Genomic DNA, 24400 nt, shown 5'->3' on the forward strand with positions numbered 1-24400 from the left:
CTTGTAGCGGCTTGCCCCCGCCCATAGGCTGCGGGGCATGACGTTATTGGAGCAGCTGGGCGACATCGCTAAGCGCGGCGTGGAACTTCTCGAAGAGGCCCACGCCGCCTCCAGCCTGCCCCTGCCCGCGGACCAAGCGCGCACCGTGCGCCGCACCGCCGCGGCCTTCCTCTCGCCCACCAGCCACTCGCGCTACCAATCCCGCGCCCTGGCCGCCGCGCGCCGCAACCAACACAGCCTGGAGACCCTCGCGCTCATCGCCCGCCGCTCGCGCGGCATTTCTGACCCCACCAAGCGCTGGCAATTCCGCGAGAAGCTGTGCGCCACCGCCGGCACCACCGCGCAGGTCTCGCGCGCGGCGACCCGGCTGCTGCGCGAAATCAACCCGCCGCCCGAGCGCGAAGACGGCGGCCGCCGCATCATGCACGGCGAGAAAACTACCCTGAGTTTCACCGGCCCCGCCGCGCAGATGGCCGATATCTGGGCCGCCGCCAAATCCGACCCGCTGGCCTGGCTCACCGGTTCCCGCGCCGCCGCGCCCGCGACCGTGACCACTAATGTCATCATCGAGCTGCCGGATTACCTGAAAATCCTGGCCGGCGACGGCGATGACATCCGCCTCGCCATGACCAATGGCGCGACCATCACCGGCGCCGAACTCATCCGCCGCACCCTAGCCGGCGCCGGCCTTTTCACGCTCATCCACCCCGAGCGCGGCCCCGTCAATCTCTACCGCACCCGGCAGGCCTCCGCGAAGCAACGTCGCATGCTCGAGGCCGAAGGCGCTCACTGCGCCTGGCCCGCTTGCCGACGCCCCGCCGCCGAATGCCAAGCCCACCACCTCATCGAATACTCCCGCGGCGGCCTCACCCACCCCGAAAACATGACGCTGCTGTGCCCGTATCACAACTCCATCAATGGGCTGCCGAGCCGCGGCCGCATGGCCCGCGTCAACGGCCGAATCGCCTGGCTCCCGCCCGCCAGCCGGCACAACGCTTCGCCAGGCAGCATGCATAGCGGCCACAGCGGTATACACAGCAGCGCAGATAACGGGACGGCAAGCAAAGCACACGGGCCGCCAGTGTTCACCGGCCGCGGGCGAACCGGCCCCACGGCTGCCGTACCTTAGTCCGCGCTCGCGCGCTCACCCGCGCTAAATGGTCAGGCGGCCAGAAAGCGCGCGGGACAAGGTGAGTTCGTCCACGAACTCCAGATCGCCTCCGAGCGGCATGCCGGAGGCCAATCTGGTGATCTTCAAATCAGGGAAGTCGCGCAGCAACCGCACCAGGTATGCGGCGGTGGCCTCGCCCTCCGTATTGGGGTCGGTGGCGAGGATGACTTCGTGGATGGTGGGGGTGGCGTCGTAAAGCGGGGCTTCAGGGGTGGAATCCGCCAGCTCGCGGTCCGGCAGCACGCCGCCCAGGCGCTGCAGCAGCGTGGAAATATTCAAATCGCGCGGGCCCACATTCGCTAGCGGATCCAGCGCGCCACCCAAGACGTGGTAGCGGCCCTCATACTCTCCGGTGCGCTCGATGACCTGGATATCCTTCGGCTCTTCCACCACGCATATGGTCGAGGCGTCGCGCTGCGAATTAATGCAGATGCGGCAGACATCCTCGCGGGAAATATTGCAGCAGATGCGGCAGAAGGTCACGCCGTCGCGCACCGCGCCCAGCGCGTTCTGCAGCCGCTCGATGTCCTCGGGCTCCATGTGCAAAACGTGAAACGCGATGCGCTGCGCCGACTTCGGGCCGATGCCCGGCAGGCGCGAAAACTCGTCGATGAGGTCTTGCAGAGGTCCTTCAAACATCAATTACTCCCAAATCAGCAAAAGGCCGCGGCCCCAACGCGGGGCAACGGCCTTTTATCGTATCGCGCGGACTACTGGTTGCCGCCGAAGACATCCTCAAAAGACGGGCCACCCTGGCCGCCCATGCCCTGGGACAGCGGGCCAATCTTTTCCTGTGCCAGGCGGCCGGCCGCAGCGTGGGCCTCCTTGAACGCGCCCATGACCAGGTCCTGCAGGGTGTCGACGTCCTCTGGGTCCACGACGGACTTATCGATCTGCAGGTCCACGAGCTCGGCGCCGCCGGTCATGGTCACCTTAACCAGGCCGTTGCCTGCCTGGCCCTCGACGTTGGTGGCGAGGATTTCTTCCTGCGCCTTCTGCAGGTCTGCCTGCACCTGCGCGGCCTGCGCGATGAGGTCGTTCATGTCATTTGCCTGCTGCATTGGGTCTTGGTCAGCCATGTCGTTTCCTTTCTAAATCAACTGTAAATTTCGCTACTGCCCGAGTGTACCGTGCTTGCCGGTTAGGCACGCCGCGCGCCCAGCTCGCGCTCCAGCAGTTCCATAGCTACCTCGGTAGCGCTGCGATGATCCATCTCGCCGGTGGACTGTGCAGCCTCCATCATGTCGCGCTCTTCGTCGTCGCGGGTGTAGGCCGGCGGCTCCTCGGGCGGCGCTGCAAAGTCCGGCTCAGGCTCGGGCGGAAGAGGCACGCCATTGCTGAACTGCGATTCATCGCGCTGCTTAGCGGCCTGCGTCGCCCGTGCGATGCGCGAGCGCCAGCCAGGCTTGCTTTCCGGTTTACTCTCCGCCTCCTGGTCGTCGGCCGGCTCGCGCGCCGGCTGATTCGGCGTCCACGCTTCCTTGCGCTGTGGCGGCCGCGGGGCATCGAAACCGGCGGTCTTCGGGTCGGTGCCCACCACACAGGTCACGGCCACATCGCGCTGGAACTCCTCCTTGAGCACCTCCACGATGACGGCGTTATTGGCGGGCGCGTTGATGCGCTCGGCCAGCGCGCCGGTGGTGTGCCCCAGCGTCAGGGTGCCATCGCGGAAGCCAAGCACGCGGGCTTCGGCCAGCATGATTTCGGCCACCTTATTCCGCTTTCCGACGCTCCCCCTCAGCGCCACCCATTTCTCCCTCACGGCCTCTGCGAAGTCGCCCGCCGGCTCCTCCGCCGCCTGCGGCTGCGCCATTTCCGACGCCTTCTCTGCGCCAGACTCCGCCCCAGATTCCGGCTTGGTTTCCTGGACAGATTCCTCCGCGCGGGCCGGCACGGGCTTCTCCAGTGGCTCGCGCTGCTCTTCCTGGGCCGGCCTTGAGTGCGGTGCCTCGCTCTGTGCTGGCTGCGTCGGCTGCGGCGTTTGCTGCCCGGGCACCTCTGCCTGCGGGATTTGCCGCTCACGCTGCCACGGGTCTCCAGCCTCTTGCTGTTGCGGTTGCGGCTGCGACTCTTGGTTCTGAGGCTTCTGCGTGCGTTGCGCCTCGGCGGCCGCCGGCTGCTCGGGTTGCGCCTTCGGTTGCGATTCCGGTTGCGACGGGGCCTGCGGCTGCGGCTGAGCGGCCGGTGCTGAGGTTGGAGCAGAAGACGGGGCAGAAGCCTGCTGCTCCTGGGACTTGGCGCGGCGGCGAGCGATGATGGCAGCAGCGGCGGACTGGGGGTCTTGAGCACCGGCGACGGCGGAGTTGGCCGCGGGAGCACCGCCCGGGGTCGCAGGGCCAGCCGGCGCAGGCGAGACCGCGGCAGCGTTGGCAGTGGGGGCGGAGGCGGGAGCCGCTGCGGGTGCCGGCGCGGCAGCAGCGGGGCCGGTGGACCCGATAAGCAGATGCGCGCACATGATTTCCAGCAGCAGGCGCGGTGAAGTCGCACCGGTGAGGTCGCTGATGCGGTCGTTGACCGTGGAGGCCAGGTAAGTCAGCTGCGGGCCGGAAAAGCGCTGCGCCTGGGCGGTGAGCACGGAGGCGCGGTCGGTGGGCGCGGAGACGAGGCCGGCCTCGATGGCGCCGGGCACGGCCTGCAGAATCATCAAATCGCGCAAACGGTCGAGCAAATCGACGGCAAAGCGGCGCGGATCGTGGCCGGCCTCGATGACGTGGTCGACCATCGCGAAGAGGCCGGGTTTGTCTTGGTTGGCGAGGGTTTCGATGGCGTCGTCAAGCAGCGAGACATCGGTGACACCCAACAGCGGCCGGGCAAGGTCATAGGTCAGGCCATCGGGCCCGGCGCCGGCTAGCAGCTGGTCCAGCAGAGACAAAGTATCGCGCGGGGAACCGCCGCCCGCCTCAATGACCATGGGGTACACGGCGTCCTCGACCTGTACGCCCTCAGCCGCAACGGTGCGCTGCAGCAGGCCCTTCATGGCCGGCGGGGTCAGCAGGCGGAAGGGATAGTGGTGGGTACGCGAGCGAATGGTGCCGATGATTTTCTCCGGCTCCGTGGTCGCGAAGATGAAAATGACGTGCTCGGGCGGCTCTTCCACCACCTTGAGCAGCGCGTTCGCACCGGAGGGCGAAATCATATGCGCCTCGTCAATAATGAAGATGCGGTAGCGCGATTCGGCCGGCGCGTAGTAGGCGCGGTCGCGCAGCTCGCGCATGTCCTCCACGCCGTTGTGCGAGGCGGCGTCGAGCTCTGTCACGTCCAGGTTGCCGGGGCCGCCGGGGGCGAGGGAGACGCAGGAATCGCATTTGCCGCACGGTGTCGAGGTGGGCCCGTGCTCGCAGTTGAGCGAGCGGGCCATAATCCGCGCCGAGGAGGTCTTGCCGCAGCCGCGCGGGCCGGAAAAGAGGTAGGCGTGGTTGATGCGCCCTGCGTCAAGGGCGGCGGATAGCGGCGTGGTGACCTGCTCTTGGCCCACGACCTCCGCGAACGTTGCTGGACGATATTTCCGGTATAAAGCCACGGTTAGCCAGTTTACCGGCTAACCCTCGCGCGACCAGTCCAGCAGGTCAATGCCCTGCTCGGCCACCGCCTCCTGCAGCTTGCCGACGCCCTCTTCTACCCCAAACGCATATTCCGAATCCGTCAGCATGACTAGCTGCAAGATGAGGGTCAGGCGGCCCTCCTCCCGAAACTGCGGGGTCTGCCCGCCCCACAGGTACGGGGCGATGAACAGGCCGTGGTGCACGGTGATATCTGGGACGTCGAGGATGGACGGCAGCATCACGCCCGGCTGCGCCGGCAGCAGGCCGTCGGCCTTTTCGAAGGTGTCAGCCGCGGCGTTGATGGCGGCGGCCACCTCGGGCTGCCCGGTGCGCGCCACCGTGAGCAGCTCGCAGCGCACATCGGTGCCGTCGTCCTGGTTTTGCAGGCCGGTGTCGGTGGTGTTGAAGGTGGTGGTGAGGGCGAGCGATTGGGCGTCGGCAAGCGAGGCAAGGCCCAGCCGGCGCTTATCGACGTAGCGGAACTCCAGCGGCGCCGGGATAAGCTCGCTCAGCCACAGGGCAGACTCGTCGGCGTTGATTTTAGGCCCCCAGCTTCTCCACGGCGGCGAGCAGGACGCAGGTGGCGACGCCGTCCATCGCGGCCTCGACCTCTTCCTGCGGCGGCAGGGTTGGGGCGAGGCGGATATTGCGGTCATTGTCGTCCTGGCCATAAGGGTAGGCGGATCCGGCCTGGGTGAGCAGGATGCCGGCATCGCGCGCCAGCTCCCAGACGCGGTTGGCGGTGCCGTCGACGACGTCGAGGGAGATGAAGTAGCCGCCCTTCGGGTTGGTCCACTGCGCCACTTCGTACTCGCCGAGGCGCTTTTCTAGGATGCGCAGCACGGCATCGAACTTGGGCTTGATCAGCGCGGCATGGCGGCGCATCACCGCGCGCACGCCCTCGGCAGAGCCGAAGAACTCGTGGTGCGCCAGCTGGTTAATCTTATTGGGGCCGATGCCGCGGATGCCCGCGTGCTCCAGGTACCACTCGAGGTTGTCCTCCGAGGTGCCGAAGAAGCCCACGCCCGCGCCCGCGAAGGTGATCTTCGAGGTAGAAGACATGGCCCAGAAGCGGTTCGGGTTGCCTTCCTCCGCTGCGATATCCAGAATCGGCAGGATTTCCGGGAAGTCCTCGGTCAGGGTGTGCACCGCGTAGGCGTTATCCCACACGATGCGGAAATCCGGCGCGCCGGCCTCCATGCGGGCGAGGCGGCGGGCCTTGTCTTCAGAAATCACGGCGCCGGTGGGGTTAGCGAACATCGGCACTACCCACATGCCCTTGACTGCCGGATCCGCTACCAGCTTTTCGACGGCCTCTACATCCGGACCGTCCTCCTCCATTGGCACTGTAACCAGCTCGAAGCCGAACTGCTCCGTGATGGCAAAGTGACGGTCGTAGCCCGGCACCGGGCAAATCCACTTGAGCTTTTCTTCCTTGCTCCACGGCTGCGCAGAATCATTGGTGCCGAAGAGAAACGCCCAAGAGATCAGGTCGAACATGATGTTCAGCGAGGACGAGTCTGCGGCCACGAGCAGCTCTGGGTCCATGTTGGTCAGCTTGCCCCAGATATCGCGCAGTTCTTTGATGCCCTTTTGGTTGCCGTAGTTACGCAGGTCGTTTCCGGCCGCATCGGTGTAATGGCCCGGGCCGGGCAGCGCCAGCAAATCATTGGAGAGGTCCAGCTGTGCCTTGGCCGGCTTTCCGCGGGTCAGGTCCAATTTCAGGCCCTTAGCCTTAAGGTCCTCGTAGTCCTTACGGACCTGGGCGGCGAGCTCCGCGAGTTCGGACGATTCCAAAGTAAGAAGCGACATGCGTATGTCTACCTTCCATGTATAGGGCGACTTTCAGCCCCCAATTGTAACGCACGCCATACAAAAAGGGGACCCCGCGCACCCGCCAGAGCCTCCTGACCCTTGCTGCATTCCTGCCCTGGGGGAGTTCAGAGGATGGACGCCACGCGGAATCCTGCCCCATACTTTAACGTCCGCGCGCCGGTTTAGCCAAATGGACCTCCGGCCGCACGGTCCGCCACCACCCACCGGCGCGCGGCCCAAGGACCATTCGACACAAAACGGCCTTAGATCGCCGAAAATAGGCCCTGACCTGGCGATTGGTAAAATAATTGCCACGGCTGCTAATGTTTCTTCTCGGAGGATTCGACTAGCGGCCTATGTCACACGCCTGGAACGCGTGCGGGGTTCACGCCCCTCGTGGGTTCAAATCCCACATCCTCCGCCACAGAAAATCCCGGCTCCTGCTACACAGCATGGAGCCGGGATTTTTGTTGTATACGGGCGCGCGGCGCGCTTGCCGACGCCGCTCCCCTCCTCCCTAATCGATGACCGGTGGCTCATAGCCATCCGCCTTCAGCCACGCGACGTGCGGCGGCGTATTCATCCCCCACTCGGTGCGCGCCCAGAGGAAAGCCTGGGAGACCTCGGCCTCGGAATAGCCCCCATCGCGCAGGTATTGCCGGAAGCCATTCGGGCCTGGGTCCTTGATCCAGAGCCAGACGTAGTCGTCGAGGGAGTCGTCGGCAAGCAGGCCCTCCAACCCGGCCGGGACATATTCGCGCTCGGCGCGCACGCGGTCCGCTAGGTCCTGGTCGAGGAAGTCGTAGAGGTAATCCAGCGCGTCCTCAAGCTGCGCATAATCGAAGGGATCCATGCCGCCCAGCCTAGTGGCGCTTGGCGCCTAGAACCATGCGGTCAATCTCCTCGAGCACCTCGTCCACAATGGCCGGGTTATAAGCCCGATCGCCGCGCATGCGTAGCAGCTCCTCCTGCGCCGCCGCCAAAGCGGTCCGGCGGGCCTCCAGAGCCACGTGGCGGGCCTGCCAGGCGCGCTGCTTGCGGGAATCATCGGAAACATCCTCGCCATCGCCCAGCCGGTCCTCGAACCACTGAATCACGTTGGCGGAAATTTCGGGGTCGACCTTTTCGGCGTCGGCAGTAATGTGGCCGTCCGGCCGGAAGTGTGACAGGGCCTCGATGCTGGCCGCACGCGCGCGGCTCACCACGGCGGCGCGCATTTTATCGCTGGCAATCTGGGAGGCCTCCGTGAGGTCGAGGCGCTCCATCAGCCACGGCAGCAGCAGGCCGGGTACCACCATCGTGACCAGGAGAACGGTCAGCGCAATGACCGCCAGTTCGTGGTGGAAGCTGAACACGCCGGCTGGGATGGACAAAACCAGTGCCAAGGTGACGAGGCCGCGCATGCCGGACCACGTCATCAGCAGCACCTCCTGCAGGCGCAGCGGCGCCACGCGCGGGCGGCCGCGGGAGACGTTGATGCGGTAATAGATGTACATCCACACCAAGCGAACGACGAAGGCCACAAGGGACAAGATGACGCCCACCACCACGGAGTGCCATAGGTCCGAGCCCACCTCCCCGATAGCGGTATTGACCGTCAGGCCAATGAGTCCAAAGGCCACGCCGGTAAAGAGCAGCTCGATGGTCTCCCAGAAGGACTGGCCGGACAGGCGGTCTTCGGCCTGGATATCGGCACGGGAATTAAGCTCCACGGCCGCAATGACCACGGCGATAACGCCGGAGGCGCCGAGTTCCTCCGAGATGAGGTAGACCGCAAACGGCGTCACCCAGGTCAGTGCGTTGCGCGCGGTGACGTCGTGGACGTGGGTAATAAACAGCGCCACCAGCCGGCCGACGCCCCAGCCGAGGCCGCCCGCGACGAATGCGGAGTAGAAGAAGTTGAGCACGCCGCCGCCGAAGGAAAGCTCATCGCCTTGGGTTACGGCCGTCAAGGCTAGGTTGAAGGCGACGATGGAGGCGGCATCGTTAAACAGGCCCTCGGTCTGCAAGGTGGTGATGATGCGGCGTGGGATGCCTGCAGGATCGGCCACGGCGTCAACGGCGACGGGGTCCGGCGGGGCGATGGCCGCACCGATGAGGATGGCTGCGGCCAGGCTAATGCCCGGCAGGAAGGCGTAAGCCGTAGCGCCGACGGCCAGCGTGGTGGCGACCACCAAAAGCACGGACAGGCTCAAGATGGTCACCCATTGCTCACGGATAACACCCCACGAGGTGCGCCGGGCCAGCGCCCACAGCAGCGGCGGCAGAAAAATGGGCAGGATGAGCTCGGTTGGCGGCTCGAACTGGGGCAGGCCGGGCACGAAGACCGCGCAGGCGGTGATGATCGTCAGCAGGGCCGGCCACGGCAGCCCAATCTTGTCACCGATGGCGACGACGAACACGGTCAGCAGCATGAGCCCAATGAGCACCAGTAGAACTTCCATGGGCTCAGATTTTACCCGCGCCAGATATAAGGCTCAGGGCTGAGTCGATCGGGCGCGAATTGCGCGAGCAGCTCCGCGGCACTGTGAGCTTCGTACCCCAGCGAGGCCGCCAGCTGCTTGACGACGTCCCCCTCCTCCCCCATCTCCCGCAGCGTCACCGCGCCATCGCGCTTGGCCAGGCGCTCGCCGGATTCATTGAGTACGAGCGGGACATGGATATACTCCGGCGGTTCGATGCCAAGCAGCGAGGCGAGGTAGGCCTGCCGCGGCGCGGAGGAGAGCAGGTCATCGCCGCGGACCACTTGGTCGATGTCTTGGTAGGCATCGTCGACGACGACGGCCAAGTTATAGGCCCATCCAGCATCCTGGCCGCCGCGGCGCAGGATAAAGTCGTCCACGTCGCCCGTATAGGTGCCGTGGAGGGCGTCGTGGATGGTGAATGTGGGGACGTCGGCAAGCAGGCGAAGAGCAGGCTGGCGATTCTGGGCCGCAAGCTCGGCGCGCTTGGCCGCGCGCTGGTCTTCGGTGAGGTTGCGGCAGGTGCCCGGGTACTGGCCGGGAATGGCGTGCGGGGCGCGGGAGGCCTCACGGATATCCTTGCGGGAGCAATAGCACTCGTAGGTCGGCAGCTGGGACAGGGCCTGCTCATAGGCGGCGTCGCGGTCGTGCTGGTAGATGACCTCGCCGTCCCAGTCCAGCCCGAGCGCGCGCAGGTCCGCAAGCTGGCGCTCGGCCGACTCCTGGGAGGAGCGCTGCTTATCGATGTCCTCCACGCGCACCACAAAGCGCCTGCCCGTCGACCGGGCGAAAAGCCACGCCAGAAGCGCCGTGCGGAGGTTGCCAAAGTGCAGATCGCCAGAGGGGCTGGGCGCGTAGCGGCCGGCGCCGGTGGTCGCGGAATTCATGCCCACAGTCTACGGGCTGGCACAATGGCGGGCATGGAAAAATCGAACGGCGCTGAGGTGCGCTTCATTCCCGTCCGCTCCACCCTCTACCCCTGGCTGGTCACCGTGTTTGTGGTGACCTTCCTGATTTCTAATATCAACGCCACCAAGGGCGTCCAGCTCGGCCCGCTGGTTACCGACGGCGCCTTCTTCCTCTTCCCGCTGGCCTATATTGTCGGCGATGTGCTCTCCGAGTGCTATGGCTTCAAGTCCACCCGGCGCGCGGTCTACATCGGCTTCGCGATGGCAATTCTGGCGGCCGTGTGCTTCTATATCGCCATCTGGCTGCCGGCAGCCGATTTCTACGAGGGCCAAGAGGCCTTCGCCGCCACGCTCGGCCTGATGCCGCAGATCCTGGCAGCTTCGCTGGCCGGCTACCTGGTGGGCCAGCTGCTGAATGCCTGGACGCTGACCGCCATGAAGAAGCGGTCCGGCGAAAAGGGCCTCTTCGCGCGCCTTATCGCCTCCACCGTGGTGGGCGAGTTCGGCGATACGCTACTCTTTTGCGCCATCGCCGCGCCGGTTATCGGCGTAGACACCGTGGGCGGGTTCATCAATTACGTCGTCGTGGGCTTCGTGTGGAAGACCCTGATGGAGGCCGTCATGCTGCCGGTGACGGCCGCGGTCATTAAGTGGGTGAAGAAGCGCGAGGACTACTTGCCGGCGTAGTAGCGGCCGAGGAATTCATCGCGGTAGGCCTCGTAGTAGCCGCCGTCGATGGCGGCGCGGATATTATCCACCAAGCGAATCATGAACTCCACATTGTGGATGGTGCACAGCGTGCCGGCGAGGAATTCCTTCGCCTTGAGCAGGTGGTGCAGGTAGGCGCGAGAGTAATTCTCGGATACGTAGCCGCCGAATTCCTCGTCCACGCCGGCAAAATCCCGCTTGAAGCGCGCATTGGTAAGGTTCATGCGGCCGTCAAGGGTGTAGACGCCGCCGCGGCGCGCCAAGCGGGTGGGCGCCACACAGTCGAAGGTATCGGCGCCGGCCTCGACGGCGGTGAAGATATCGTCCGGCTCGGAGATGCCGAGCAGGTGGCGCGGCTTGTCCTCGGGTAGCTCATCGCAGACCCAGCCGACGATGGTGCCCAGGTTTTCCTTTTCCAGCGCGCCGCCGATGCCGAAGCCGCCGAAGCCGCGCTTGCCGTCCTCGCGGGCGGCGCGGTCGAGGTCGAGCAGGCCGCGGGTGGCTTGGCGGCGCAGATCCTCGTACTGCGCGCCTTGAACAACGCCCCACAGCGACTGCTTCGGGCGGTGGGCGCGCTCGCGGGTGAGGCGGTCGTGCTCGTCCAGGCAGCGCTTGGCCCAGCGGTGCGTGCGCGCGACGGATTCTTCCTGGTAGGTGCGCGTATCAACCAGCGTGGTCAGCTCGTCGAAGGCAAACATGATGTCTGCGCCCAGCCCGTGCTGGATCTGCATGGACTTCTCGGGGGTAAAGCGGTGCTTGGAGCCGTCGATGACGGATTTAAAATCCACGCCGTCCTCGTCCACCTGCGCCATGCGTTCCTTCTTGGCGGCGCGGATGTCCTTATCGCTGAGATCCGCAATATCCATCGCAAGGACCTTTTTGAACCCCACGCCCAGGGACATGACCTGGAATCCGCCGGAATCGGTGTAGGTCGGGCCGTGCCAGTTTTCAAACTTGGCCACGCCGCCGGCCTCGTCCACGATGTCGTGGCCCGGCTGCAGGTAGAGGTGATACGCATTCGACAAGATGGCCTGCGCACCGGTGGCGCGAATCTGCTCCGGGGTCAGCGTCTTGACCGTGGCTTTGGTGGCCACTGGGATGAAGGCCGGGGTCTTAATATCACCGTGCGGGGTGTGGATGACACCGCTGCGGCCGTGCTTGCCGGGGCCTTCAGGCAGGCGCTTGCCGACGTCGAAACTCAAGTCCATCTTTACTCTTCTTCCTTGTCTGCAGGGCTAGGGGTTGGGGCCGGGGCGGCGTGTTTAGCTTCCCATTCTTCTTCCAAGGCGGTGCCTTCGATATCCAGGGTGGGCAGAATCTTCGCCAACCACTTCGGCATCCACCACGTCGCGCGGCCCATGAGGAACATGGTGGCAGGGACGAGGGTCATGCGGATAAAGAAGGCGTCGAAAAGCACGCCGGCGGCTAGGGCAAAGCCGAAGATCTGGATGAAGGGCAGCGGCTGATTAATAAAGGCCACGAAGACCGAAATCATAATAATTGCCGCGGCCGTCACCACGCGGGCGCCCTGGGTAAAGCCGGTGATGGTGGCCTCGTCGACGGCGTTATATCGCCCGCCGGTGCCCTCCGGGTGGCGAGAAATGTGCTCGCGCATGCGGGTGACGAGGAAGACCTGGTAATCCATCGCAAGGCCGAAGGTCACGCCGATGAGGAAGATGGGCATGAAGGAAATCAGCGGGCCCGGCGCGGGAACCAGGTTCCACAGGCCTTCCTGCCAGACCAGAACGGTCAGGCCGAAGGCGCCGCCGACGGACAGCAGGAAGCCCAGGCCGGCAACCAGCGGCACCAGGATGGAGCGGAAGACCAACAGCAGCAGCACGATGGCCAGGCCCACGACGATGGCCAGGTACGGCGCCATGGCTTCCTCGAGGCGCTCGGTGATATCGAGCTGCACGGCGGTCAGGCCGGTCAAGCCGATGTCGGTACCGGTGGCGTCTTCAATCTCGCTGGTGGCCGAGCGCAGCGCGTGCGCAAGGTTGACCGTCGCGGCGTCCGTCGGCGCGGTTTCTGGGCTGACCATGATCTGCGCGGCGCGCTGGTCCTGGCTCAGGCCGACGATCTGCGCGTGCTTCACGCCGCCCAGCCCCTTGAGCTGGTCCGCGGTGTACAGGAAGGACGCGAGCGCGGCCTTATCCTCCGGCGAGGAATTGTCCGCAGCGTCTGCGGAGGTGTCTACTACCTCGGCGGCCGGGGCGATTTCCGGCTCGGCTGCGGGCTGGTCCTGTTGCGGCTGCTCAGGCATCTCCTCTTCAGGGGCAGCATTCTCGGCTGCGTCCTGCTCCGGCGCAGGAGCGGGGGCTGGTTCGGGCCGGGATTGGGCGTCGACAAGCGGGGCGAGGGCGCCGGCATCCGCGTTGACCGTGTGGGCATCGACCACGGCGAGGAAGGGGCCATTGACGCCGGGGCCGAAGCCCTCGGACATGATGTCGGCGGCCTTGCGCTGGGTGGTATCGGGATTGGAGGTGGTATCGGCCGGAAGGGCGAGCTCCATGTGGAGCACCGGCGCGGTCATCGCGCCCAAGGAGAGCACAACCAGCGCCATGGCCAGGCCGGGGACCTTCTGAACCAGGCGCACCCAGCGGTTGCCCATGGTAGGCCCGCGGCGGCGCTTGCCCTTGCGGGTCGGGTTGCCGGCCACGCCGGGGATGCGGCCATTGAAGGCCTTATCGCCCAGCACGCCCAGCATCGCGGGGATGAGCGTCAGCGAGACCAATACGGCGATGGCCACGGTGCCGGCGGCGGCCAAGCCCATCGCCGTCAGGAAGCCGATGCGCGCAATGAGGAGCGCGAAGAGCGCGGTAAAGACCGTCGCGCCGGCAAAGACCACGGAGGAGCCGGCGGTTCCCACCGCCATGCCTGCGGCATCGGGCCCGTCCATGCGGCGGCGCTCGGCGCGGTAACGCGACAGGATGAACAACGCATAGTCGATGCCCACGGCAAGGCCAATCATGATGGCCAGAACCGGGGTCATATTATTGAGCTCAATCCAGTGGGTGGCAATGAACATGCCCAGGGCGCCGAGCCCCACGCCGATAACGGCGGACACCAAAGGCATGCCCGAGGCCACCAGGGAGCCGAAGGTAAAGATGAGCACGATAAAGGCAACGCCGAGGCCGATGATCTCAGAGGTGGAATTGACCGCAATTTCATCGCCGAAGCCGGCACCATTGCCCTCTACCGTGAGGCCGCGGTCGCGGGCGATGTTCATCGCCTCGGTGACGGTGTCTTTATCTTCTTGCTCCACGCTATAGGGCGACTCGGCGTCGAAATTAAAGGTGGTATAGGCAATGGTCTCGTCATCATTGACCATGGCGAGGTTGTCCGCGTCCGCGCGGGCGGATGCTTCCGGCAATCCCATATCCGTGAACTGGTGGATGACCTGATCCTGCAATCGCGGCGAGACCTCAAGCGGGTTGCCAAAGCGCGTGGTATCGCCCATCTCTAGGTTGTCCTCGAGGTAGGAGATGGTGGCGTCGATAGCCTCGCGGTTGGCGGGATCAGAAAGCTTCTGGCCGTCTGGGGCCTTGAAGACCACGTTGACCGAGGGCGAGTTGGCAGGGTTGCCGCCCTCTGGGAAGAGGTCCATGGTCTTGTAGGTGGCGTCGATGGACGGGGTTCCCTTGATGGAGAACTCGCTCGTCATCGGTTTCATCAGCAAGGCGGCGGCACCGCCGACGGCGGCGAGCAGCAGCAGCCATGCCACGATGACCTTCCACTTATGGAGGAAAGACCAGCGCCCAAGACGATAAAGCAGTTTAGCCACGGGTAGATGTACCTTTGCATTCGCGTGGGGGACGGGTTGAACTTTGCCCTAGTGTAGTGGCCATCCCCTCTAATCCCCTATCGCGAAGCCACCTGCGTCCCAGTTTTCACAGCTGGCGGCCAGCCAGCCGGATTCCCCGCGCCTCCCGGAAAATTGGGCAAAAGAAAATCCCGACCTGCGCAAACAGGCCGGGATCCCGGTGCGGTGGCGGCGGGATTTGAACCCGCGGTTGGGGGTTACCCAACAATCGCTTTCGAGGCGATCACCTTCGGCCGCTCGGACACGCCACCGCGTTCCAGATTACGGGAGTGGGCCCGAGCGACAAAATCGCTGCGCCGGCGGGGTGCCAGCGCAGCGAGATGTGGAAACGAGGAACGAGGATTAGTCGTCCTTCAGGCCGCCGATAACCTCGTTGGCCTTGTCCTTAACGCCTTCAGCGGCGTCAGACAGCTTGTCCTTAGCCTCGGAGGTGACCTGGTCGGCCTTGCCCTCGTTAGCTACGTCCTCGTTGCCGGTAGCGTCGCCGTAGGCTTCCTTTGCCTTGCCTACGAGGCCATCCTTCTTGTTTTCCAAATCGCCCATAATCACTCCTTTGAGTAGACGGTTGTTGTATAACGCCCAGTGTACGCGCGTTTAGCGCAGGCCGTCGAAGAAGTTTCGGAGCAACCCAGCGCATTCACCTTCGAGGACGCCGCCGCGGACCTGCGGGGTAAAGGGGGCGGTGGGGGCACGCAGGACATCGATAAGCGAGCCGCACGCGCCCGTCTTGGGTTCAAAGGCGCCGAAGACGACGGAAGACACCCGCGCGGCCTGCAACGCACCGGCACACATGGCGCAAGGTTCCAGGGTGACAACGAGTTCGCAGCCAGAAAGCCGCCAGCCATCGCCGTGCACGCGGACGGCCTGGCGAATGGCCTCGACCTCGGCGTGGGCGGTGGGGTCCGCCAGCTCTTCGCGGCGGTTGACGCCGGTGGCAAGTTCGGTTCCGGCGGCGTCGTAAAGCACCGCACCCACGGGGACGTCGCCGGCCGGCGTACGCTTGGCGACGTCGAGGGCGCGGCGCATCCGAGCCTCAGCGCGCAGCAAGGGCTCAGGCGTTATCAATGACGTCTTCCAACTCATCGCCAAAGCCGAGCTCGCCGGCGATGCGCAGCAACATATCGGAAGGCCAGTCATCGTCGTTGTCGATGATGTAGCCCACCTGGTCCTCGGATAGGCCAAGGTCGGCGAAGATATCGAAATCGCCCTCGCCATAAGGATCGGCCTCTTCGGGGTCCACATCCGGGATTTCATGATCGTTGATATCCATGAAATCGGCGGCAAAGTCATCGTCCACGCCATAGGTGGCATCCGAGATGAGCATCTTCACCCCGCCCGGCACCGGGCGCACGGCAATAAAATAGGCGTCCTCCACGCACAGCAGCGCGAACGCAGCGCCCTCGGAACGCAGGCTGCGCACCGCATTGATGGAGGTCTGCGGATCCTCAAAATCATCGTTGAAGCTGCGCACCAGCCATTGGCCCGCGTTGCGGGCGACGGTTACTGCGAAGGAGTAATTTTCGTTGCTCATACCTCGTGAGATTAGTCGTGTTGTGCCACAATTGTCATCGTGAGTTCTCAAGATGTTCAACGCCCCATCTGCATTATCGGCCTCGGCCTCATCGGCGGCTCTTTGCTGCGCGATCTCGCCGGATACAATCACCCCGTTTTTGGCTACAACCACTCCACGTCCGGCGCCCGCACTGCAGTAAAACAGGGTTTTGACGTCACCGATGTTCTTCCGGCGATTTTGACCCGCGCGGAGACGGAGAACGCGCTCATTGTCATAGCCGTGCCTATGGGCGCGGTGGGCGAGGTGCTCGACGCCATTCAGGAGCACGCGCCGAGCTGCGGTATTACGGACGTCGTTTCCGTTAAGACAGCCGTACGCCAGCAGGTATTGGAGCGCGGAATGGAGTCGCGCTACGTGGGCGGCCACCCGATGGCGGGCACGTCCAAGTCCGGTTGGGATAACTCGCAGAAGGACCTGTTCCGCCGCGCGGCGTGGGGCATTACCTATGACTACGCCGCCGAGTGTGAGGCGCGCGGGGAAAAGATTCCGAAGCAGTGGATTGAGACCTTCACCGAGGTCGTGCGCATGACCCAGATGGTGCACGCAGAGGCGGTTCCTATCCGCGTGGCTAATCACGATGCCGCGGTGGCGCGCATTTCCCACCTGCCACACGTCTTTGCGGAGATCCTCGCCGTGGTGGGCGATAACGGCGGAATCCTGGCACAGTCCCTGTCTGCCGGTTCTTTCAAAGACGCTACCCGCGTGGCCGGCACGCACCCGGAGCTGGTGCAGCAGATGTGCGAGACCAATGCGCCGGCGCTGGTGGAAGCATTGGACGAGGCCTTGGACTTGCTGCGCGATGCCCGAGAAAAGCTCGATTCCCCCGAGCCTTCCATCGCTGAGCTTACCGACGCCGGCTACCGCGCCCGCACCCGCATCGATGCCCGCTCCGGCGCGCGCAAGGAATCGGTCTCCCCGGTCAAGATTTCTTCGCGCCCGGTGCTGCGCCTGCACCCAGGCGGCCCGAAGTGGGTGGCACAGTTGCGCCAATCCGAGTCCCTGGGCGGACGCATCGAGATTTTCTAGCCCTTGCGGCCGCGGTTGCGCAGACGGGGAATCCGCGCCAGCACCGCGGCGGCGATCAGGCCGATGGCGGCTATGCCCGCATAGAGCCCCGCATGATCTGCACTGGTCTGCGGGGTTTTCGGCGGTTCAGGGGTGGTCTTAGCGGAAAGGATGGCGCCTTTATCGCGGTCGCTCACCACGCCTTCTATCCAATCCTTGGTGCCGGCCAGCGTGGTGATTGCCGCGCTTGGCGAGGGCAAGTCCGGATCCCCATTCGCCGTTCCCGCGGTGGCCAGGCCGGCAAGCTTTCCGTCGACGAAGAAGGGACCGCCGGAGTCACCGCCCTGCATGCCGGCGCGGCCGGTGGAGTGCACATCAAGGATCGCGCTTTCAATCAGCGGCATCGCTTCGCCGGCCGGCACACTTTCTGTCCCCTCTGGTGCGCTGAGCCCCGGCATGGCCTCGGCCGCAGGAATGCTTTCTCCGCCAGCGGCATCCTCGGCGGCAACCTCGGCGCCAACCTCGGAGGCGTCTGCGGCACCTGGTGCGGTGGAGCTGGCGGGGCTAGCAGGGTCGGCGCCGAGGAACTCGGCCACTTCCATCTCCGCCTGCGGCAGCTGGCCACGGCGTGCCATGGAGGAACTGCTGCTCCAGCCGTAAAGCGTGCCGCGCTGGCCAGGTTCTGGCACGTGAGTGGAAATCTCGGCCGAGGTGGTGTCGGTGACGGGGGTGGTGAGGTGGAGAAGGGCGGCGTCGGCAAGCGGGGATAGTGCCCACGAATCAGCGTCGTAGGTGGTGCCATTGATGCAGGCCTGCGTGCCCTCATTGTTGACGGACTCGAGGCAGTGGCGGGCGGTAAGCACCCACTGGGTAGCCACGAGGGTGCCGGTGCAATCACCGAAGCTGCCCACGCGCCCGATTTTCAACTGCGCCACGGTGCGAGACGCCGCCGAGTCTGGGGCCGGCTCACCGTGCTCGAGGGCACTGGCAGGGGCGGCGGTTAATGCCACGATGCCGGCGGTAAGGAGAGCGGGGAAGATTTTGTGCTGCATGATTAGTCCTTCTTTCCGGCAGGAACGGCGATGGCGATGGTCTTAGCGACGGCCCATTCGGCCGGCCCCTTCCCTATCAGGCGGCGCCATAGGCTCGCGAGGACGAGGAAGAAGGCGATAAACGCGCAGGCCCACCCGGTGTTGTGGAGGGAGACGTGGCTCTGCCAGTAGTAAGCGGTGAGCACATGCAGGATGTAGATGCTTAGCGACATCGCCCCCAGCGCAGCAAAGGGATACGCCAGCTTAGGCACCGCTCGACCGATAAGCAGGCATAGGTGGAGGACGATGGCGGCGACGGCGATGGATAGGACAATCTCTCCTAGCACGCCGGTGTGGCCGGTAAAACGCAGCCAGCCTGGCATATCCGGGTTAAAGCGGAAGTAAAAGCCGGCAGCCGCAACGGCTGCTGCGATGCCGGTGGACACCCACTGGGCAGCAGCACGGGAGCTGCGGATATAGACCTCATAGAGCAGCATGCCAGCGAGGAAATAAGCACAATAGGCCAGCAGCGGATAGACCTGCGGAAGGGTCAGCGGCGCATATTTTATAGTCGCGGCGGCGGTGGCAGCGGCGAGGAGCAGGAGCTTCCACCACCAGCGCAGCGGCGGAACCCAGGACACCAAGATCATCGTGATGCCGATGACCACGAGGACGATTTGAATCTCACCGCCCACGGGCAGCAGGGCGAGGCCGATAAGCGTAATTATGCAGCCGCGAGCGATGATGCGCAGGAACGTCGTCGCCGTGAAATCGCGGGAAATAAGCATCAACGTGACGCCGGCCAGAACGGCGAATAGTGCTGCGGGCAGGCCATTTAAAATGACCTTGGTATGCCACACCAATGAGGCCATATGCAGAACTATCATGCCGATAATCGCAAGTGAGCGGACTATATCGAGCCCTACAATGCGCGAGGGTGCTAACACCTAGCGTTCTCCTTCAAGACGGAGGGGAACGCGTCGCCACGCTCCCCTTGTTAATAAAGACTTTCTTTTTCTACTAAGTCTGTCTGGAAGGTTGCTGCAAATATTTTATACGTGTCCTGCATTTTATAAGTGGATTGAGTGAGACTTGTGTGGAGCACGGTGTACAGCGGTGCGGGACTAGTCACGGAAGGAACTATCGCGGCGCTTGCGCGAACGGGAAGGATCGGCGGCCAGCTTTAGAAGCGGGGCTGCGGCGATGCCGATGGCCAAGCCGGCCAAAAAGAGCCAGAACATGCCAGAGCCCAGCCACAGCATTAAGCCAAGGATGGCGCCGGCAATGAGGCCGGAAACAAGCGAGGAAGACTTCATAGATCGAGACCTGGGTGAGGCGGGCTAAGATACAAGAAAAGCCGCCCGAAGGCGGCTGATTTTGTGCGCCCGGAGGTGTCTGAGTTCATGACATATTTGACAGTCTGTGCCTGAGGGAATCGTCGTGATGCTTGACAGGTGAGCCGCGACATATTTGACGCTTAGGGCTACCTTACCGTGTCGGGTGATGCTTGACTGGTGAGTCGGGACATGTTTGACACTATGAACAGTCCTAACCGCAATATGGCCATCGTCAAAGCTGTACGCCAATCCGGTGGCGTCGAAATAGAGTGCGGCCATTCAGGGCCTAAGGCACCTTCTAGAGCCCAAGAGGGAAAGGGCTCCGCCCGTCAGACGTAGGTGTTCTTACGGCGTCTTGGTACTGCTGCTTGGAACGATGCGCCCTGGCACTGCTCGCCTGATCGAAGAAACCGGCACCCCAGAACAAAAAGCAACTGGAATGCCGGTTTGTTAACGATGTCGCGACTCATCTGTCAAACATGTCGCGACTCATGACATTTGTGCGCCCGGAGGGATTCGAACCCCCAACCTTCTGATCCGTAGTCAGATGCTCTATCCGTTGAGCTACGGGCGCAGACCGTTGGTAAGCAGTGCGTGTGCTCTGCTGTGCAACGAGAATTTACTATACCCACGGTCCGGAAAACTAACAAATCGCCTGTTCACCCGCCGTTCACCTGACGGAAACGGAGGCAATTAGGAAGCGATGAGGGCGGCAACTTCGGCGTCGGAAAGCAAGGCACCCTGAAGCGCCCTGAGGGTGGACCGGTGATCGAAGTCGATACCGATAAGGACAATTTCGGTACCGGGCGTCACATCATTTGCAGCCCAGAGCGAAGCGGGCAGGATTTGAAGGTTAGGCCCAGCCTGCTGCCAAGCGTGGGCGAGTTGAAGATCGGTATCGAGCCAGCAATACCCCTTAGAGCGCACCAGGCCGGTACTGGCACGAAGGGCGGCGAGCAGACGGTCGCGGTTAAAGGGGCGGTCGGCGCGGAAAACGACGGAGGAAATGCCATATTCCTCGGTTTCGGGCGTGTGCGGCTTAGCCAGCTCCTCGGCGTAGCCATGGTAAGTCGCGGCAGTGGCGGCGTCGTACAGGTGGGCATCAAGGACCAGCCGTGGGTCAATGGCACCATCGGTGACCATTACGACTCGAGCACGGGGGTTCATAGCGCGAACGGTCGCGATGACACGTTCGGTTTCGGCAGCATCAACCAGATCGGTCTTGGTAACAAGGATGAGGTCAGCAAACTCGACTTGGTCCACGAGTAGGTCCGCCACGGTGCGATCATCGCTGGGTGTGGCCTCAATATTCTCGGACGCGAGGCTCTTGCCGCGACGCAGGTAATCAAGAAAGGTGGAAGCATCCACGAGAGAGACCATGGTGTCAATAGGGGCGACGTCGGCAAGCGTGGTGCCGTCCGCAAACTCCCATTCAAAGGTGGCGGCCACGGGCATAGGCTCGGAAATACCAGTGGACTCGATGACGATCTGATCGAAGCGGCCGGAGCGGGCCAGCTTACCTACGGATTCGATGAGATCTTCGCGCAGGGTGCAGCAGATACAGCCATTGGATAGCTCGACAAAGCGGTCCTCGCCGCGCTCGAGGTGCCCTTCGCCAGCAACGAGGGCGGCATCGATATTTACCTCGGAGAAGTCGTTGACGATGACGGCAAGCTTGCGCCCTTCGCGGTTGGCAAGCAGGTGGTTCAAGAGCGTGGTTTTTCCGCTGCCCAAAAATCCGGACAGTACAGTAACGGGTGTAGCCATTCCCTAATGGTAACGTTTTTCATTAGGGAATGGCTACGAAGCTCCTAATCTTAAATGGACAGGCCGAAGATTGGCACTGCCAGCAAGTACACCGTCAGCGTGATGAGGAAGATGCCGATGATATTGAGGCCAAGGCCACCCTTGATCATCTCGCCAATCTTGACGTAGCCAGAACCATAGGCAATGGCGTTCGGCGGGGTAGCGACAGGAAGCATGAATGCGCAGGTTGCCGCGAGGGCCACCGGGATGGTGAGGAGAAGGACGTTGATATCGCCATCGGCAGTAAGCCCCACGCCCACGGCAACACCACCCATAATCGGGATAAACGTAGCCGCCGTCGCGGTATTGGAGGTGATCTCCGTCAGGAAGAGCACCAGCGCAGCCACGGCAGAGACGATGAGGACAACCGGCAGGACGCTTAGCCCCTTGGCCATCTCACCAATCCACAGGGACAGGCCGGAGGAATTAAAGACCGAGGACAGCGACAGGCCGCCGCCGAAGAGCAGGAGGACGTCCCACGGCATTTCATTGGCCGTCTTCCAGTCCAGCAAACGGATGCGGCGCTGGTTATCCGCGGGCAGGATAAAGAGCAAGGTGCCGGCGGCGATACCCACGATGGCATCGTCATAATTCTCAAATTTCTTGAGGACCAAAGGCAGGGTAACCCAGGCTGCGGCGGCGAGGACAAAGATGATGCCGGTCATGATCTGAGGGCGGGTCCAGGGGCCGAGTGCCTTAATTTCGTCGTTAATGAGCTCGCGCCCGCCTGGAATATCCTTCATCTCCGGCTTGAAAATGGTGATAAGCAGGGCCCAGGCAATCAGCAAGAAGATCACGGCGAGCGGCACACCAACCGCCATCCACCGGCCAAAGCCGAGGGTCACGCCCCAGGTATCGGCCATATATGCATTAAGGAAGGCATTCGGCGGGGTGCCGATGAGCGTACCCAGCGAACCGATGGAGGCGGAATACGCGATACCGAGCATCAGTGCCGTGGCAAACTTCTTCTGCTTATCCCAACCACCTACGGTTTCCGCGGTCAGCGCGAGCACCGAGGTACCGATCGGCAGCATCACCACTGCCGTGGCGGTATTAGATACCCACATGGACAAGAAGCCGGTGGCCAGCATGAATCCCAAGATCAGGCGCTTGGGCGAGGTGCCGATGATCTTCACCACGTACAGCGCTAGGCGGCGGTGCAGGTTCCAGCGCTGCAGGGCAAGCGCGATAAGGAAGCCACCCATGAACAAGAAAATGGTGGCGGACGCGTATGGGGCGCCTACTTCCTTAATCGTGCCCACCCCGGCGAGCGGGAAGATGACCAGCGGCAGCAGCGCGGTGGCGGCGAGCGGAATGGCCTCGGTCATCCACCACACGCCCATCAAAATGGTTACTGCGGCGACGGTGCGGATGGCACTAAGCGTGTACTCGGCTTCCGGATCTGCACCCGCGGAGCCCTGTACGGTCTCGATCGCATTCGAGGGAAAGATAAAGAAGACCAGTACGGCCAAACCCAAGCCGATGAAAAGGCCGATGAACTGGCGGCGCCACTCGCTGCGCGGCGCCCCGGGGGCCTCGTCACCTTCGGTGTGGGCGGTAGATTCGTGAGTATGCGGGGTGGTCATACCGCGCGCTCCTTCACTTAGAGGGGATTGTGCTGTGGGTTATGCTCCGTATTTCCCAGTTTATTAGCTAGGCCGAGGCAGCAGACCGAAAGTTATCCAGTTCACTGCGAAGCATGCACTGACCATACAAAACATGTGACGCAGAAACCATATCCCGCCACACACAGTCACCCCCGCACCCCCGTAGAGCACACACTGCACCTGCCCGAAACCAGAAATGACCCCACCACTTCCCCACCCCCGAACCGTAGGGAGGCGCGCTAGATACCCAGCACGGTCTTGGCAATCAGGAAGTAGATAATCAGGCCCGTGGCATCGCAGAAGGTAGAGATGAAGGGGTTGGAAAAGACCGCCGGATCGGCGCCGATGGTCTTAGCCACGATGGGCATAAGCCCGCCGACGGTCGCGGAAATGGAACAGATCAAAAACAGCGTCGAGCCGATGACGAGGCCGATGCTTAGGCCATAGACCAGGGTGGCCAGCGCCAGGCCGGCTAGTCCCAGCACAGCGCCGAGCAGCATGCCGACGCGCAGCTCGCGCCACATGACGGCGAGAAGGTCGCGCGTGCGGACGTCGCCCAGCGCCAAGGCACGCGTCACCGTGGTAGCCGCCTGGTTGCCGGTATTTCCACCGGTACCGGTCAGCAGCGGAATAAAGAGCGAGAGAACCACAGCTTTGGCCAGTGTGTCTTCAAAGGAATCCAGCACCTGCACCGTCAGCAGCGCAGAGACGGCCAGCACGAGCAGCCACACGATGCGCGAACGTACCAGCTTAAGCAGCGGCGTCGACAGGTACGGCTGCTGGAGAGCCTCTGTACCGCCGGCGCGAGCAGAGTCCTCGCTATCTTCTTCCTCCACGATATCGGTAGCGTCATCCCACGTCAGCAGGCCGACGAGGCGGTGCGAATCATCCACAATGGGCAACGCGAGGATATCCAATGGCAGGAACCAACGCGCGGTTTCCTCGGCATCAGCACCGGCACGAGCAAAGATGGGATCGTGCATAATATCGGCCATGGTCAAAGCGGCATCGGCGGTAAAAATTTCACGCAGGCTCACCACGCCCACCAGGCGCCGATCTTCGCGCGTGATGGGCACGGTATAGATGGTTTCTAGCTCATTCGCCGTCTCCCGCAGTTTAAATAGCGCGTCCTTAACGCTCATCTCTGGGTGGATTACGGGCACCTCGGGCGACATGCGGCGGCCCACCGACCCCTTGTCATAGCCCAACACCACGCCCGTGACATCGCGCTTGGATTGGGTCAGCGAGCGCAGCAGGCGATCCGCGATTTCTGCGGGCAGCTCATCCAGCAGGGCCACGCGGTCTTCCGGATCGAGCTCATCGAAGAACTCGTAAACATCGGCATTGCCCAGCTCATCAATGATATCGGCCTGATGTTTAGCATCCAGCGCATCGAACACCACAATGGATTTTCGCCGCGGCAATAGTCGCAAAGCCAAAGCCGCCCGGATGGCATTTTGCCGCTCGACGACGGCGATGAGCTCCTGCAGCGGCACCTTATCCAAAAGCTCTTGCAGGCGCGGGGCCTTTTGCGGATCGATGGCATCTTCTTGCTTCAGCCACGCCTCGACGATATCGCTAGCCTGCTTGGTGGTTTCCGCCATCGCCCTGT

22 protein-coding genes, 3 tRNA genes and 1 other RNA gene are annotated in these 24400 nt (G+C 63.5%); 4 read left to right on the forward strand and 22 right to left on the reverse strand.

Features of this window, described 5'->3' with window-relative positions; genetic code table 11:
* Positions 1–37: 37 nt before the first annotated feature.
* Complete coding sequence (locus tag I6J28_RS01960) at positions 38–1129, forward strand: HNH endonuclease signature motif containing protein (protein WP_204610467.1); 1092 nt, start codon at positions 38–40, stop codon at positions 1127–1129.
* Positions 1130–1153: 24 nt separating this feature from the next.
* Here the strand turns inward: I6J28_RS01960 and recR are convergent, their stop codons facing one another.
* The 6 genes from recR to ffs form a co-directional block, all read right to left on the reverse strand.
* Positions 1154–1810, reverse strand: coding sequence for a recombination mediator RecR (gene recR, locus I6J28_RS01965; RefSeq protein ID WP_005323161.1), 657 nt, complete (start codon positions 1808–1810; stop codon positions 1154–1156).
* A gap of 71 nt (positions 1811–1881) precedes the next feature.
* Complete coding sequence (locus I6J28_RS01970; protein ID WP_005327377.1) at positions 1882–2250, reverse strand: YbaB/EbfC family nucleoid-associated protein; 369 nt, start codon at positions 2248–2250, stop codon at positions 1882–1884.
* Between the two features lie 62 nt (positions 2251–2312).
* On the reverse strand, positions 2313–4691 hold the full coding sequence (locus I6J28_RS01975; RefSeq protein WP_204610469.1) for a DNA polymerase III subunit gamma and tau: 2379 nt from the start codon (positions 4689–4691) through the stop codon (positions 2313–2315).
* Between the two features lie 18 nt (positions 4692–4709).
* Positions 4710–5369, reverse strand: coding sequence for a suppressor of fused domain protein (locus I6J28_RS01980; RefSeq protein WP_239454641.1), 660 nt, complete (start codon positions 5367–5369; stop codon positions 4710–4712).
* Positions 5254–6525, reverse strand: coding sequence for an aminotransferase class I/II-fold pyridoxal phosphate-dependent enzyme (locus I6J28_RS01985; protein ID WP_204610470.1), 1272 nt, complete (start codon positions 6523–6525; stop codon positions 5254–5256). The genes I6J28_RS01980 and I6J28_RS01985 overlap by 116 nt, the downstream gene beginning before the upstream one ends.
* Positions 6526–6585: 60 nt before the next feature.
* Positions 6586–6684: signal recognition particle sRNA small type (gene ffs, locus I6J28_RS01990), an RNA gene on the reverse strand.
* Between the two features lie 179 nt (positions 6685–6863).
* On the opposite strand from ffs, the gene I6J28_RS01995 reads away from it, so the two are divergent.
* Positions 6864–6952 (forward strand) — tRNA-Ser (locus I6J28_RS01995).
* Between the two features lie 93 nt (positions 6953–7045).
* Here I6J28_RS01995 and I6J28_RS02000 read toward each other — a convergent pair.
* From I6J28_RS02000 to gluQRS, 3 genes are read right to left on the reverse strand one after another with little or no spacing between them, the layout of a single operon-like run.
* Complete coding sequence (locus tag I6J28_RS02000; RefSeq protein WP_005323168.1) at positions 7046–7381, reverse strand: hypothetical protein; 336 nt, start codon at positions 7379–7381, stop codon at positions 7046–7048.
* Between the two features lie 10 nt (positions 7382–7391).
* Positions 7392–8972 carry a cation:proton antiporter gene (locus tag I6J28_RS02005; protein WP_204610471.1) on the reverse strand — a complete coding sequence of 527 codons (1581 nt, stop codon included), beginning with the start codon at positions 8970–8972 and terminating at the stop codon, positions 7392–7394.
* Positions 8973–8983: 11 nt separating this feature from the next.
* Complete coding sequence (gluQRS, locus tag I6J28_RS02010; RefSeq protein ID WP_204610472.1) at positions 8984–9877, reverse strand: tRNA glutamyl-Q(34) synthetase GluQRS; 894 nt, start codon at positions 9875–9877, stop codon at positions 8984–8986.
* Positions 9878–9910: 33 nt separating this feature from the next.
* Between gluQRS and I6J28_RS02015 the strand changes: the two genes are divergently transcribed.
* Positions 9911–10585 (forward strand): queuosine precursor transporter, encoded by a 675-nt coding sequence (locus I6J28_RS02015; protein ID WP_430516385.1) that lies wholly within the window; start codon positions 9911–9913, stop codon positions 10583–10585.
* Here I6J28_RS02015 and tgt read toward each other — a convergent pair.
* The 6 genes from tgt to I6J28_RS02045 form a co-directional block, all read right to left on the reverse strand.
* Complete coding sequence (gene tgt, locus I6J28_RS02020) at positions 10570–11814, reverse strand: tRNA guanosine(34) transglycosylase Tgt (RefSeq protein WP_204610475.1); 1245 nt, start codon at positions 11812–11814, stop codon at positions 10570–10572. The genes I6J28_RS02015 and tgt overlap by 16 nt on opposite strands.
* Positions 11815–11816: 2 nt before the next feature.
* The gene (locus tag I6J28_RS02025) at positions 11817–14390 is read right to left on the reverse strand and encodes an MMPL family transporter (RefSeq protein ID WP_204610477.1); all 2574 of its coding nucleotides are present in this window, start codon (positions 14388–14390) and stop codon (positions 11817–11819) included.
* 202 nt (positions 14391–14592) lie between these two features.
* Positions 14593–14680 (reverse strand) — tRNA-Ser (locus I6J28_RS02030).
* A gap of 91 nt (positions 14681–14771) precedes the next feature.
* Positions 14772–14972 carry a CsbD family protein gene (locus I6J28_RS02035; protein ID WP_204610479.1) on the reverse strand — a complete coding sequence of 67 codons (201 nt, stop codon included), beginning with the start codon at positions 14970–14972 and terminating at the stop codon, positions 14772–14774.
* Positions 14973–15023: 51 nt separating this feature from the next.
* Positions 15024–15455 carry a nucleoside deaminase gene (locus tag I6J28_RS02040; protein WP_204611388.1) on the reverse strand — a complete coding sequence of 144 codons (432 nt, stop codon included), beginning with the start codon at positions 15453–15455 and terminating at the stop codon, positions 15024–15026.
* 25 nt (positions 15456–15480) lie between these two features.
* Complete coding sequence (locus I6J28_RS02045) at positions 15481–15960, reverse strand: tRNA adenosine deaminase-associated protein (RefSeq protein WP_204610480.1); 480 nt, start codon at positions 15958–15960, stop codon at positions 15481–15483.
* A gap of 39 nt (positions 15961–15999) precedes the next feature.
* Here I6J28_RS02045 and I6J28_RS02050 point away from each other — a divergent pair, with 39 nt between their 5' ends.
* Entirely contained in the window at positions 16000–17028 is a 1029-nt protein-coding gene (locus tag I6J28_RS02050; protein WP_204610481.1) for a prephenate dehydrogenase, read from the forward strand.
* Here I6J28_RS02050 and I6J28_RS02055 read toward each other — a convergent pair.
* From I6J28_RS02055 to mgtE, 7 genes are all read right to left on the reverse strand, one after another.
* Positions 17025–18059: a trypsin-like serine protease gene (locus I6J28_RS02055; RefSeq protein ID WP_204610482.1), complete on the reverse strand. Its 1035-nt coding sequence runs from the start codon at positions 18057–18059 to the stop codon at positions 17025–17027. The two genes, I6J28_RS02050 and I6J28_RS02055, sit on opposite strands and share 4 nt — an antisense overlap.
* Positions 18060–18061: 2 nt before the next feature.
* Entirely contained in the window at positions 18062–18925 is an 864-nt protein-coding gene (locus I6J28_RS02060) for an acyltransferase family protein (RefSeq protein ID WP_430516390.1), read from the reverse strand.
* A 237-nt stretch (positions 18926–19162) separates the two neighbouring features.
* Positions 19163–19354, reverse strand: a complete 192-nt coding sequence (locus tag I6J28_RS02065; protein ID WP_204610484.1) for a hypothetical protein — start codon at positions 19352–19354, stop codon at positions 19163–19165.
* Positions 19355–19876: 522 nt separating this feature from the next.
* A tRNA-Arg gene (locus I6J28_RS02070) sits at positions 19877–19949 on the reverse strand.
* A 119-nt stretch (positions 19950–20068) separates the two neighbouring features.
* Positions 20069–21142, reverse strand: coding sequence for a GTP-binding protein (locus tag I6J28_RS02075; RefSeq protein ID WP_204610485.1), 1074 nt, complete (start codon positions 21140–21142; stop codon positions 20069–20071).
* A gap of 50 nt (positions 21143–21192) precedes the next feature.
* Entirely contained in the window at positions 21193–22767 is a 1575-nt protein-coding gene (locus I6J28_RS02080) for an SLC13 family permease (RefSeq protein ID WP_204610487.1), read from the reverse strand.
* Positions 22768–23027: 260 nt separating this feature from the next.
* On the reverse strand, positions 23028–24392 hold the full coding sequence (mgtE, locus tag I6J28_RS02085) for a magnesium transporter (RefSeq protein ID WP_204610489.1): 1365 nt from the start codon (positions 24390–24392) through the stop codon (positions 23028–23030).
* Positions 24393–24400: the final 8 nt, after the last annotated feature.

The sequence above is a fragment of the Corynebacterium tuberculostearicum genome, assembly GCF_016894265.1.
GTDB classification, from domain to species: Bacteria; Actinomycetota; Actinomycetes; order Mycobacteriales; family Mycobacteriaceae; genus Corynebacterium; species Corynebacterium tuberculostearicum_D.